General features: G+C 40.8%; 15 protein-coding genes. 7 read left to right on the top strand and 8 right to left on the bottom strand.

Features of this window, described 5'->3' with window-relative positions; translation table 11 throughout:
• Positions 1 to 91: 91 nt before the first annotated feature.
• Positions 92 to 1222, bottom strand: coding sequence for a cell division protein ZapE (gene zapE / locus PR809_RS12910; RefSeq protein ID WP_206277133.1), 1131 nt, complete (start codon positions 1220 to 1222; stop codon positions 92 to 94).
• Positions 1223 to 1568: 346 nt separating this feature from the next.
• Between zapE and zapG the strand changes: the two genes are divergently transcribed.
• The 3 genes from zapG to degS all read left to right on the top strand — a co-directional run bounded on the left by zapG (position 1569) and on the right by degS (position 4925).
• The gene (gene zapG / locus PR809_RS12905; RefSeq protein ID WP_004908297.1) at positions 1569 to 1973 is read left to right on the top strand and encodes a Z-ring associated protein ZapG; all 405 of its coding nucleotides are present in this window, start codon (positions 1569 to 1571) and stop codon (positions 1971 to 1973) included.
• Between the two features lie 378 nt (positions 1974 to 2351).
• Positions 2352 to 3746, top strand: a complete 1395-nt coding sequence (locus PR809_RS12900; RefSeq protein ID WP_102137919.1) for a Do family serine endopeptidase — start codon at positions 2352 to 2354, stop codon at positions 3744 to 3746.
• 114 nt (positions 3747 to 3860) lie between these two features.
• Positions 3861 to 4925: an outer membrane-stress sensor serine endopeptidase DegS gene (degS, locus tag PR809_RS12895; RefSeq protein WP_195697720.1), complete on the top strand. Its 1065-nt coding sequence runs from the start codon at positions 3861 to 3863 to the stop codon at positions 4923 to 4925.
• Between the two features lie 108 nt (positions 4926 to 5033).
• Here degS and murA read toward each other — a convergent pair whose 3' ends face one another.
• The 7 genes from murA to mlaF all read right to left on the bottom strand — a co-directional run bounded on the left by murA (position 5034) and on the right by mlaF (position 9881).
• Entirely contained in the window at positions 5034 to 6296 is a 1263-nt protein-coding gene (murA, locus tag PR809_RS12890; RefSeq protein ID WP_102137921.1) for a UDP-N-acetylglucosamine 1-carboxyvinyltransferase, read from the bottom strand.
• A gap of 52 nt (positions 6297 to 6348) precedes the next feature.
• The gene (gene ibaG / locus PR809_RS12885) at positions 6349 to 6603 is read right to left on the bottom strand and encodes a BolA family iron metabolism protein IbaG (RefSeq protein WP_004258269.1); all 255 of its coding nucleotides are present in this window, start codon (positions 6601 to 6603) and stop codon (positions 6349 to 6351) included.
• A gap of 222 nt (positions 6604 to 6825) precedes the next feature.
• A complete protein-coding gene (gene mlaB / locus PR809_RS12880) occupies positions 6826 to 7116 on the bottom strand; it encodes a lipid asymmetry maintenance protein MlaB (RefSeq protein WP_102137922.1) in 291 nt (96 codons plus the stop codon).
• A 1-nt stretch (position 7117) separates the two neighbouring features.
• On the bottom strand, positions 7118 to 7747 hold the full coding sequence (gene mlaC / locus PR809_RS12875) for a phospholipid-binding protein MlaC (RefSeq protein ID WP_102137923.1): 630 nt from the start codon (positions 7745 to 7747) through the stop codon (positions 7118 to 7120).
• Positions 7748 to 7782: 35 nt separating this feature from the next.
• A complete protein-coding gene (mlaD, locus tag PR809_RS12870) occupies positions 7783 to 8286 on the bottom strand; it encodes an outer membrane lipid asymmetry maintenance protein MlaD (RefSeq protein WP_102137924.1) in 504 nt (167 codons plus the stop codon).
• Between the two features lie 3 nt (positions 8287 to 8289).
• On the bottom strand, positions 8290 to 9072 hold the full coding sequence (gene mlaE, locus PR809_RS12865) for a lipid asymmetry maintenance ABC transporter permease subunit MlaE (protein ID WP_102137925.1): 783 nt from the start codon (positions 9070 to 9072) through the stop codon (positions 8290 to 8292).
• Positions 9073 to 9077: 5 nt separating this feature from the next.
• Positions 9078 to 9881: a phospholipid ABC transporter ATP-binding protein MlaF gene (gene mlaF / locus PR809_RS12860; RefSeq protein ID WP_102137926.1), complete on the bottom strand. Its 804-nt coding sequence runs from the start codon at positions 9879 to 9881 to the stop codon at positions 9078 to 9080.
• 477 nt (positions 9882 to 10358) lie between these two features.
• On the opposite strand from mlaF, the gene kdsD reads away from it, so the two are divergent.
• Genes kdsD through lptA form a run of 4 tightly spaced genes read left to right on the top strand, consistent with a single transcriptional unit; the run spans position 10359 to position 13056 of the window.
• A complete protein-coding gene (gene kdsD, locus PR809_RS12855) occupies positions 10359 to 11327 on the top strand; it encodes an arabinose-5-phosphate isomerase KdsD (RefSeq protein ID WP_166264319.1) in 969 nt (322 codons plus the stop codon).
• A gap of 14 nt (positions 11328 to 11341) precedes the next feature.
• Positions 11342 to 11902, top strand: a complete 561-nt coding sequence (kdsC, locus tag PR809_RS12850) for a 3-deoxy-manno-octulosonate-8-phosphatase KdsC (protein ID WP_102137928.1) — start codon at positions 11342 to 11344, stop codon at positions 11900 to 11902.
• 16 nt (positions 11903 to 11918) lie between these two features.
• The gene (gene lptC / locus PR809_RS12845) at positions 11919 to 12494 is read left to right on the top strand and encodes an LPS export ABC transporter periplasmic protein LptC (RefSeq protein ID WP_102137929.1); all 576 of its coding nucleotides are present in this window, start codon (positions 11919 to 11921) and stop codon (positions 12492 to 12494) included.
• 1 nt (position 12495) lies between these two features.
• Entirely contained in the window at positions 12496 to 13056 is a 561-nt protein-coding gene (gene lptA / locus PR809_RS12840; protein WP_102137930.1) for a lipopolysaccharide ABC transporter substrate-binding protein LptA, read from the top strand.
• Positions 13057 to 13058 lie beyond the last annotated feature (2 nt).

Here is a 13058-nt window from a genome sequence, read left to right as displayed (position 1 = left end):
TTTTTTACGTTTGCTCGAATAAACATCGCATTTTGTACTTAAATTATGCAATCCAGGTAACTTTTGCTAACAACCCTGTTTGATTACTCCCTTAAGTTAAATGCGGTATTTTCAAGTACTCTTCACTTTGCATTTCTTGTAATCGAGACAAGCAACGCTGGTACTCGAAAGCCAAAAGTTTCCCTTGATACAGCGATTCCATTGGCACTTCCGCATTAATAACCAATTTAACTTTTCGTTCGTAAAACTCATCAATTAATGCCAAAAAACGACGTGCTGGGTTTTCATCTGTTGTTCCCATCACGGGCACATTGTACAACAACACGGTGTGGTAGCAATTTGATAGGTAAATATAATCATTTTGACTACGAGGCTCTTCACACAACACTTTAAACTCGATGGCTAACACCCCTTCCGCTGCATGAATAGCTTGCATCTTACGATGGTTAACCTCTAAGACGGGATGTTGTTCTCCTTTCTTACCTGCCAATTTAATGAAAACCTCATCCAAATGCTGACGGTTTTGAGAATTAATCGGGGATAAAAAAAGATGTGCTTGAGTTAAAGTCCTTAAGCGGTAATCAATGCCTGCATCGACATTCATCACATCACAGTATTTTTTAATTTGCTCAATAGCAGGCAGGAAACGCGCTCGCTGCAAACCGTTACGATAGAGATTATCAGGGATGATATTTGAGGTAGCGACCAGTGTAATGCCTCGAGCAAAGAGCCCTTCAAGCAAAGTGCCAAGGATCATAGCGTCGGTAATGTCTGACACAAAAAACTCATCAAAACACAACACATCTGTTTGTTTTTTAAACTCATCCGCAATAATATCTAGCGGGTTCTCTTGCCCTTGCAATGCTATCAAATCTTCTTGTACTTTTTTCATAAAGCGATGAAAATGTAAGCGAAGTTTACGGGTACCTGGTAAACTTTCGTAAAACATATCCATTAGCCATGTTTTCCCACGTCCTACCCCTCCCCACATATAGAGCCCTTGCACGGGGATAATCGGTGCTGTTGACGTTTTACCTAAAAGACGACTAAAGCGTTGCTTTAAACCTGAAGGCTTATCTTGTAAAGTGGAAGAAGTTGCATTAACAAGCTGCTGATATATTTTATCCAAGCGTTCCACAGCGAGCCTTTGGACGTCATCTGGCTGATAGTTGCCATCAGCAAGCGCTTGTTGATAACGCATTGTAGGGGTCATCTGCGACATTAACTGAATAATCCTTAAAAATTTTTCGGTTTTTTTACCGTTATTTGATATACACTGCCTTTATTATAACCAGATTCAGTTATCATTTAACTTTCGGTTAACGAGCCGCTATAGAGTAAGGAAATTCGATTTAAGATTCCACTCTTAATAAGTTGTTGGCTAATTTAACCTGTCGACTTCAAGGCTTGTAGATTTTGTCATCACTTAACTAGTCAGATTACAATATGTTAAGGTGCTTTACTTGACGCTTACATGCAACTTGAATTATTTAAGGTATAGTAACGGTAACAACACTAATTTCTGCGAACATTGAATCTGTGAACATTGAAGTAATGAAGGAGTCAGCATGACCTGGGAGTATGCATTAATCGGATTGATTGTGGGTTTTATCATCGGTGCATTAGTTGTGCGCTATGGCAACCCAAAGCTTCGCCAACAAAAAACAGCGCAAGCTGAGCTAGACAAAAAAAGTACTGAACTCGAAGAGTACCGTAAAGAACTTGTTAGCCATTTTGCTCGTAGCGCAGAATTATTGGATAAAATGGCGCGTGACTACCGTCAGCTATATCAACACATGGCACAAAGTTCATCTGAATTAATGCCTGATATGCCAGCACAAGACAACCCATTTAACTATCGTTTAACCGAATCTGAAGCGGATAACGACCAAGCGCCAGTTAAAATGCCACCAAGAGATTACTCAGATGGTGCTTCGGGTCTTTTCCGTCCTATCGAAGAGAAAGAAAAGTAAATTTTTATCTTTTATCACCAGTAAGCACCACTTACTGGTGATTTTCTATAAAACGCACTAAATTTAGTCACTTTCCGTATGTCTTCCATTATTAAATTTTTATTTAATAATTCTGAACAAGATTTCCATCCAAATATAATTTAACAATTCATTTATATAGTGTATAGAAGTTAAAGTTTCACTTAAAGCACATGTAAATAGATGTAAAAGAGTAGATATTCGCTACCCGTCATGGGAACTTTTGCGCATAATCGGTAGTCATAGTCATCAGTAAAATTGAATCTGATACCAACCAATATTATATCAACGCATTGTGTTTCTTCTAAAATTGCATTCACAGTGAGTTAATAATTTATTCTTGAGAGAATCGACTGAATTATGAAAAGAAAAAACTTTTTTCTTACCGCAGTAGCAATGAGTTTAGGGTTATCTTTAGCGGCTATTCCTGCTGTTAGCAGTGCAGCATTACCCGCCACTTTACCGGCTACAGCACAAAGCCAGAACATGCCTAGCTTGGCCCCTATGCTTGAAAAAGTATTGCCTGCTGTAGTGAATATTCATGTGTCTGGTACTCGCGTACAGAACCAACAAATTCCAGAAGAGCTTAAATTCTTTTTTGGCCCAAATATACCACAGCAACAACAAAGCGTGCGTCCATTTGAAGGCTTGGGCTCTGGTGTCATTATTGACGCCCAGCAAGGTTATATTTTAACTAACAATCATGTAATTGATGGTGCTGACAAAATTCAAATTCAATTAAATGATGGCCGTGAAATTGCGGTTAACTTAATTGGCAAAGACCCACAAACTGATATCGCGTTATTGAAAATAAGCAATGCAAAAGATATCAAAAACTTAACTGCGGTTAGTATTGCAGACTCCGACAAATTACGTGTTGGTGACTTCGCTGTTGCGGTTGGTAACCCATTTGGCCTAGGCCAAACAGCTACATCAGGGATTATCTCTGCGCTGGGGCGTAGTGGCTTAAACCTTGAAGGGTTAGAAAACTTTATCCAAACCGATGCTTCCATTAACCGTGGTAACTCTGGTGGTGCACTCGTTAACTTAAATGGTGAATTAATCGGTATTAATACCGCTATTTTGGCACCAGGTGGCGGTAATATCGGTATCGGTTTTGCGATCCCAAGTAATATGGCTAAAAACCTTAGCGAGCAGTTAATTAAGCATGGTGAAGTAAAACGCGGGATCTTAGGTATCAAAGGTACCGAGATGAACTCCGATATCGCTAAAGCATTTAATATTGATGCACAGCGTGGTGCTTTCGTAAGTGAAGTTTTACCTAAATCATCGGCTGCTAAAGCAGGTATTAAATCCGGTGACGTTTTAGTCTCTGTTGATGGTAAACGCATTAATAGCTTTGCTGAGTTAAGAGCTAAAATCGGTACCAGCCAAATTGGTAAAGAGATCACTATTGGTTTAATTCGCTCAGGCAAACCGATGGAAGTCAAAGTGGTTCTTGAGAACGACGAAGGCTCAGCAACAAAAGCAGAAAAACTGAGTGAATCGTTATTAGGTGCAACAATTTCTAATGCAACCGTTAGCAACACTAAAGGTGTACAAGTTGACAGCGTGGCGCCAAAATCGCCAGCCGCAGCCATTGGCCTCGTAAAAGGTGATTTAATCTTTGGTGTCAATGACGCTCGTGTTGAGACTATTGAGCAATTCCGTAAGATTATCGACGCTAAACCTCCGGTGTTAGCAATGAAAGTATTACGTGATGGTGAAACCTTATATTTACTGATGAAAAATTAATTCATCAAAAACCCTCTGAAAATCAATAAACGGGTACAGTATCACTCTGCTGTACCCTTTTTTTTGTGTTATGCTCAGAACATGTTTAAGCAATAACTAAATATTCTATATCCTATGGTGAAGAAGCTAACTTTATCTGTCATGCTTGGCCTGTTGACTGCATTGATTATTATCGTTGCGGTTCCTTCTTTGCGCCCTCAAGGTTTAGCCGATTTACTATATGGTAAAACAAGCAGTGAACCCGTCAGTTATAACAAAGCTGTACGTCGTGCTGCACCTGCAGTGGTCTATGTTTACAGCAGTTCAAAAGGAAGCTTCTCCCAGTCAGGACGTGAATTAAAGTCTCTCGGTTCAGGTGTGATCATGAGCCAAAATGGCTACATTATCACGAATAAACATGTCGTTGATAACCCAGACCAAATCTTAGTGGCTTTACAAGATGGTGCTATTTTTGATGCCCTATTGGTTGGTTCTGATCCATTAACTGATCTCGCCGTACTGAAAATTGACGCTGATAACCTACCTGTTATTCCAATTAATACACAACGAGTCACTCATGTTGGTGATGTCGTACTTGCAATCGGTAACCCTTACAATATAGGTCAAACTGTTACTCAGGGGATTATCAGTGCAACGGGTCGCGTAGGGCTAAGCTCTACTCGCCGGCAAAATTTCCTGCAAACAGATGCCTCAATCAACTCGGGTAACTCTGGTGGGGCATTAATTAATACCGAAGGTGAGTTAGTCGGAATCAACACGCTTTCTTTCACTGCTGGCCAGGGCATTAGCTCTGAAGGTTTAAGCTTTGCCATTCCTACTGCCCTTGCGACTAAAATCATGGATAAACTAATTCGTGATGGTCGAGTTATCCGTGGTTATATTGGTATTACAGCACGCGAACTGCCTCAAATTAGGTCAAATAACAATAATATTAACCAAATACAAGGGTTACGGGTTTTCCAGGTTGCCCCAAACGGGCCCGCAGCCAAAGCGGGGATATTGCAAGGAGACATCATTTTATCCGTTGATGGCAAACCGGCTATTTCAGCCGCAGAAACCATGGACTTAGTTGCAGAAATCCGCCCCGGGAGCAAAACCGCAGTACAGATTTTACGAGATGGCGAAATTAAAAATATTGATGTGATTATCGAAGAAATTCCTGATGAACAGGCAGGATAATCATTTTAAAACGGTCTTTCGTAAAAAAGGTTGTTCGATATCGAACAACCTTTTTTGATTTATCAAATAGATGAATGAAGCCAACACTTCATTCACCTTTTCAAAGCATTAATCATCTGAATGCACGCGCTGAATATCAGCACCTAAGCCACGTAGTTTATCTTCGATATGCTCATAACCACGGTCAATATGATAAATACGGTCAACTGTTGTTGTCCCTTCAGCAATACAGCCAGCAATAACTAAACTCGCAGAAGCGCGTAAATCTGTTGCCATTACCTGTGCGCTGGTTAATTTTTCAACACCGTGACATAACACAGTATTGCTTTCAATCTCAGCGTGAGCACCCATACGAATTAGCTCAGGGATATGCATGAAACGATTTTCAAAAATGGTTTCAGTGATCATCCCCGCCCCATCAGCAACAAGATTGAGTAAACTAAACTGTGCTTGCATATCAGTTGGGAACCCAGGGTGTGGTGCTGTACGTAATGTCACTGCTTTTGGACGCTTGCCTTCCATATCTAAGCTAATCCAGTCATCACCGATTTCAATTTTAGCTCCTGCTTCACGTAGTTTAGCTAACACTGCATCGAGTGTATCTGGACGTGCATTACGGCAGATGACTTTGCCACGTGAAACCGCTGCAGCAATTAAAAATGTTCCTGTTTCAATACGGTCAGGCAGTACTTTATAGACCCCCCCACCTAAACGTTCAACACCTTCTATAACAATACGGTCAGTACCTGCGCCTGTGATTTTTGCGCCAAGAGTATTTAAGAAGTTGGCTGTATCTTCAATTTCAGGTTCACGTGCCGCATTTTCGATGATTGTGGTTCCTTCAGCTAAGGTCGCAGCCGTCATAATAGAGACTGTCGCGCCCACACTGACTTTATCCATCACAATGCAAGCACCTTTCAAGCGACCATCAACCGTGGCTTTCACATAACCATCTTCTAAAACAATTTTTGCGCCTAATTGCTCTAAACCAGAAATATGTAAATCAACTGGGCGAGCACCAATAGCACAGCCTCCAGGTAAAGAAACTTCACCGTGGCCAAAACGAGCGACCAATGGCGCTAAAGCCCAGATGGATGCACGCATGGTTTTAACGAGGTCATAAGGCGCACAGTATGTCGTTACAGTGCTTGCATCGACGTAAACTGAGCCATTGCGTTTAACTTTAGTACCTAGTTGATTCAATAATTTAATCGTTGTGTCAATGTCCCTCAAATGAGGGACATTCTGTATTTCTACTGGCTTTTCAGCCAATAGAGCAGCGAACAGGATTGGTAATGCCGCATTTTTTGCGCCAGATATAGTGACCTCACCCTGTAAGCGGGTTGGTCCTTTAACTAAAAACTTATCCATTCAAGTATTCTCGTATGTCGAATTTTACAGTCTGTTCGCTTAGGCTTTGAAATCAAAGACCACTAAGTTTACGATCGCGCTCCCATTGCGCAGGGGTGTACGCTTTAATAGACAGAGCATGGATGCGGTTATCCGCAATATACTCCATTAAAGGCGCATAAATTGCTTGCTGTTGCTTAACACGGCTCATACCGTCAAACATGTCACCGACAGCAATAACCTGAAAGTGGCTACCATCACCAGTAACAATAGCCTCATTCAGAGACAGTTTTTCCATCAATACTTGCTTAATTTCGTTGGTATCCATAATGACTCAATTTATTAATTATTTGTGATTTATAATTTTACTCTAAATAGTGCAAATTGCATGCATAGCGTACAGAAGCATCCCAATAAGAATACTCAGAGCTTAATCCCCTATCCTAAAGGATTAGGCTCAACACTTAAACCAAAGAAAACGCCTCTCGTGCCGAAAAGCACATAGAGGCGCTTATTTTTACATAACTTGACCCAATTTAGGATGTTTAACCTAATTGAGGATAATCGCTTGAACCCCATATAGTTCAATCAATGTATTCAAGTTATCACTGACACCGATAATATTCAGTGAACGGTTTTTAGCTTGGAGTTCACTTTTTAAGCGAACCAGCATCGCTAACCCTGTTGAGTCCACGTGCTTAAGACCAGAAACATCTATATTTTCAACCTGTTCCAGCGATGAGTTTTTTTTATCCCAAAACGACATTAACGAATCACGGTCTAATGTCCCGGTGAGATACAGTGTTGTTTCATTGAGTTCCCATGCTAACAACTGACTCATATTACTTTTTCTCTTCTAAAGTAATTGGCGCTTTTGCACTGATTTCTAACTGTTTTGTTAAGCCATCGACACCCTGCTTACGTAGAATATCACCCCATTCATTTTGCTTAGTCGTAATCATGCTCACGCCTTCTGCAATCATGTCGTAAGCTTGCCAATAACCTGTTTTGCTATTTTTTCGCCATTGGAAATCTAAACGTACGGGAGGACGACCGTTGGTATCAATAATCGTCACACGGATAGCCACAATGTTTTTATCACCCAGTGGTTGCTCTGGTGCAATTTGATACGTTTGGCCATGATACATCGCCAATGCTTGGCCATAAACTTGCTCAAGGTAATCTTCAAACGCGTTGAAGTAAGCCTCGCGCTGGGCAGGGGTAGCCCCTTTATAATAGGTTCCTAGCACCAAAGCCCCTGCATATTTAACTTGTACATAAGGTAATAGTTCCTCACGAACAATTGTTCTGAGATACTCGGGGTCTTGCTTAATTTTTGGTTGCTCTGATTTCAAGCGGTTAAACGTTTTCGCCGCCGCTTCATCCATTAATTTATAAGGGTTGGTTTGGTCTACTGCCATGGCAAATGGCGCAATTGCCAACATAGCAACCATCATTAAACGTTTAAACATAATTCATTCCTTTATTCTTCAAAGGGAGCATCAAATTACTGTGCAGTTGACTCTGGCTCTGCACCTTGGCTATCACCACTTTTATATAAAAACTGGCCAATTAAGTCTTCTAATACCATAGCTGGCTTCGTATCTTCAAGGCGCCCGCCATTTTTTAAGATTGCGATACCTAATTCTTCATCATCTGGGCCGATATTCATTGCAATATACTGTTCACCCAACAAACCTGATGTGCGAATTGACAGTGAGCTCGAATCAGGAATATTGTCGTATTCACTCAATAAATCAATTTTCACTTCAGGAACATAATTTTTTTTATCTAATGTGATACTGGCAACTCGACCAATCACCACACCGCCCACTTTGATTGGAGAGCCTTCTTTTAAGCCACCAATATTTTCAAAAGATGCTGATATTTGATAGGTGGATTGGCTTCCTATCGATTTTAAATCAGCGACTTTTAAACATAAAAAGATAATTGCGGCAATCGCCAGCAACATAAAACAACCAACCCATATTTCACTTTTTTTACTTTGCATGACTTAGTTCCCAAACATCAGTGCGGTAAGTACGAAATCCAGTCCTAAAACAGACAATGACGCATGTACAACTGTTCTTGTTGTAGCTTGGCTTATCCCCTCCGAAGTTGGGATGGCATCATAGCCATTAAATAATGCGATCCAAGTAACCGTGATGGCAAAGACTAAGCTTTTGATCACACAGTTGACTAAATCTAGCCGCCAATCAATGGAAGATTGCATTGAAGCCCAAAAAAAGCCTTCATCAATACCCTTCCAGTCAACCCCAACTAATGCACCACCTAAAATACCGACAGCAACAAAAATTAGAGATAACAATGGCATACTAATAAAACCAGCCCAAAAACGTGGGGCGATGACACGCCTAAGAGGGTCAACTGCCATCATTTCAAGGCTAGAAATCTGTTCAGTCGCTTTCATTAAGCCAATTTCAGCTGTTAACGCTGAACCCGCTCGTCCGGCAAACAACAAGGCAGTCACAACAGGGCCTAGTTCACGCAATAGTGAAAGCGCCACCATCATACCTAAGCTAGCTTCAGCACTAAACGTCGTGAGAACCAAATAACCTTGTAACCCTAAAACCATCCCAATAAATAACCCTGAGACGGCAACGATCAGCAATGACTGCACACCAATGGCGTACAATTGCTTCATCAATAATGGCCATTGTTTACGAAACTCTGGTTTGCCAAGTAAGGCGCGAAACAGCATGTAGCCTGCTCGACCAAACGCGGAAAATATGTCAATCCATCGGCGTCCGAAGGCTGCAATCGCCTTTATTATCATTTTATTTACCCTAATAAATCAGCTAGATAATCATTGGCGGGAAAACGAAATGGAACAGGCCCATCCGCAATACCATCAAGGAATTGTCGCACACGAGGGTCTTGGTTTTCACGCAATTCTTCACCCGTTCCCTGAGCAATGACATGCTGCTGCGCAACAATATAAGCATTATCTGCAATGCTCAATACCTCTGGAACATCATGGGAAACCACGACACAGGTGACACCCAATGCTTGATTAAGCTCATCAATCAATTTAACCAAAACACCCATAGTAATCGGATCTTGACCAACAAAAGGCTCATCAAACATGATTAAATCAGGATCTAGAGCGATAGCACGCGCTAAAGCTGCCCGCCTAGCCATACCTCCCGATAACTCAGATGGCATTAATTTTGCGGCTCCTCGCAAGCCAACCGCCTCTAATTTCATCATCACTGTAGTATGGATCAGCGATTCAGGCAGGTTAGTGTGCTCACGCAACGGGAAAGCCACATTATTGAATACGTCCATGTCTGTGAATAACGCCCCCGACTGAAACAGCATGCTCATCTTTTTACGAGACTGATACAGTTTTGAGCGTGACAGTGCAGGAATATTGTCACCATCAAACCAAATTTCACCTTCATTTGGCCGTAATTGCCCACCAATCAAGCGCAGTAATGTGGTTTTACCGATCCCTGACGGCCCCATAATTGCCGTAATTTTCCCACGAGGAACGGTCAGATTAATATTTTCAAATATTTTCCGATTTCCTCGAGTAAATGACATGTTCCGTACTTCAATTAAGTTGTCTGTCTGTGCTTGCATTGTTAAATAACTCGTTATACACCACGCGTAAATATTTTTATCCGTTCAGATGTTACCGAAAGATAAACTGAAAATCGTCAAATATCACAACAAAATAGAATTTATAGTATTATAGCGTCGAAAATATGACTTTTAGTATTACAACTTTGTTTTTACCTAAAGGAAACAGAGAAAAAACAATATAATTTCTTTATAGTCAGCAAAAGCTTTCGCTATTAACAGCAGATAGCTCTTAGAATGCTATGATTTACCTAACTGAGGATACGCGAATTTGCCTATCTTTTTTTGGTTCAAGATGCTAATAAAACCATCTTATACGTATTAAATTCTACATCGAAGTGCCAAAAAATACTTATTAAGTCTAAAACTAACATTAAAAAGTGCTTAACTGACAAAATACTTACTGATACCAAGTATTCGTTATACAATTTGATTTCGCTAATCCGATTAACTTAAAAGCTACGCATGGAACTAGAAATGTCAAACTTCGATTTTCAGAAAGTAGGTAAAGAAGTTCTCCATATCGAACATGAAGGTTTAAAAAACCTAGAACAATATATCAATACTGATTTTGACCGCGCTTGCCAGCTTATTTTTAACTGTGAAGGCAAAGTCGTCGTAATGGGAATGGGGAAATCGGGGCATATTGGGCGTAAAATTGCTGCCACACTAGCGAGCACAGGTACGCCGTCATTTTTTGTTCATCCAGGAGAAGCTAGCCACGGCGACCTTGGGATGATTACGCATAAAGATGTTGTGTTAGCCATTTCAAATTCTGGGGAGTCAGGGGAAATTTTAGCTTTACTCCCTGTTTTAAAAAGAATTAAAGTGCCTTTAATCTGTATGACTAACAACCCTGAAAGTAATATGGGAAAATATGCAGATGTGCATTTGTGCATCAAAGTGCCTCAAGAAGCCTGCCCTTTAGGGCTTGCACCTACCACGAGTACAACAGCAACACTCGTGATGGGAGATGCATTAGCGATTGCCTTATTAACTGCGCGCGGTTTCACGGCTAATGATTTTGCGCTTTCGCATCCGGGTGGCGCACTTGGGCGCAAACTTTTACTCCTCGTTCGTGATTTAATGAATACGGGTGATGATATCCCCCATATTCCTAAAAGCGCGTCTTTACGTGAGGCTTTAGTGGAAATTACCCGCAAAAAACTGGGTATGACAGTCATTTGTGATGATGACATGAATATTGAAGGTATTTTCACTGATGGGGATTTACGCCGTATTTTTGATATGGGTATCGACCTGAATAACGCTAAAATTGCTGATTTAATGACCCCGGGTGGAATTCGGGTATCGCCAACCATGTTAGCGGTTGAAGCGCTCAATTTAATGCAGTCTCGACACGTGACTTCGTTATTAGTCGCAAATGATAACAAATTAGTTGGTGTGCTACATATGCACGATCTGCTACAAGCAGGTGTTGTATAACAGAAGGAAATACCATGACGTCTACCTTTTTGGAAACCTGCTATGGCCCTGTTGCCGATACTGTTTTAATCAAAGCAGAAAAAATCAAATTACTGATCTGCGATGTTGATGGTGTCATGTCCGATGGCTTGGTCTATATGGGAAATAATGGCGAAGAACTCAAGGCCTTTAATGTCCGTGACGGCTATGGGATACGTTGCTTATTAACGTCCGGTATTGAAGTCGCCATCATTACAGGAAGAAAAGCGAAGCTTCTTGAAGATAGAGCCCAAACATTAGGCATTACATATCTTTACCAAGGCCAAAGCGATAAGCTTTTGGCGTATCACGAACTGTTAGATACACTACAATTATCAGATGAAGAAATAGCTTATATTGGGGACGACCTGATTGACTGGCCTGTTATGGCTAAAGTAGGCTTATCCGTCGCCGTCGCTGATGCCCACCCTTTGCTATTACCGAAAGCGGATTACGTGACTCGTATTGGCGGGGGAAAAGGTGCAGTCCGCGAACTTTGTGACCTTATTTTGCTTTCTCAAGACAAACTAGAAGAAGCAAAAGGTTTATCAATATAACGAATAGATTGAATTCATGAGCAATGCGAAGAAGTGGTTAATTATTATTTTATCCTTGGTGGTATTAGGACTTATCGGTTGGAATTTAGCGGGTAATGATTCCGACAGCGCAGAGGATAAAGTAATTAATGATGGGCAACCTAATTATCAAACTGATGATTCAGTGACTTTTGTCTATAATCCAACGGGTAATTTAGCGTATAAACTCGTTTCAGATAAAATAGATAACTACACTGAAGGGAAAATCACGTGGTTTTCGAAACCTGTTCTAACCACTTATAACGAAGCCGGTGAGCCTACCTGGACAGTTAAGGCTTTCAAAGCAAGGTTAACGAACGATAGAATTCTCTATTTATATAGCGATGTTCAAGTTGATAGCTTAACTAAAGACTCGCAGATCCAACGAATTACAACTGAGAGTGCAGTTGTCAATTTGACAACACAAGACGTTTCATCTGATGATAAAGTGACCATTGTTGGACAAGGTCTCAATTCTACTGGTATGAAAATGAAGGGAAACCTTCGTACAAGAACGGCTGAATTAATCGAAGATGTAAAAACTCATTATGTGTTACAACCAGAAGAGCATTAAAATGAATCAAGTAACTAAGAAACGTTTTATTCAAGGAGCTGTTGCCAGTGCAATTTTGGCTCTTAGCCTACCTGCGATGGCATTAAAAAGTGATACGCAGCAGCCAATGACGATTAATTCGGTCAAACAATCTCTTGATTTAGAAAAAAACGTCACCACTTTTACAGATGATGTTGTTATTAAACAAGGCTCTATTGATATCAGAGCCAATAAAGTGGTTGTTACACGCCCAAGTAGTGACTCAGATAAAATTGTGATTGAGGCCTTCGGGACCCCAGTTACCTTTTACCAGTTGCAGGATGATGGCAAGCCAATTAAAGGCCATGCCAGTAAAGCCCGTTATGAGGTTGATAAACAACTCGTCACATTAACAGGCAATGCTTATCTTGAGCAATTAGACAGCAATATTCAGGGTGACAAAATTACCTATATCGTGCCAACGCAACAAATGGAAGCATTTAGTGATAAAGGCAAACGCGTCACTACCGTAATACTGCCAGCCCAATTGCAAGAAAAAGGCCCTGCAGCGAATAAAAATTCATCAGAAAGTAAGAGTAAATAACT

Source organism: Providencia sp. PROV201 (assembly GCF_028479545.1).
GTDB lineage: Bacteria > Pseudomonadota > Gammaproteobacteria > Enterobacterales > Enterobacteriaceae > Providencia > Providencia huaxiensis.
The sequence above is the reverse complement of the archived record's forward strand: the minus strand, read 5'-3'. Positions and strand labels throughout refer to the sequence as shown.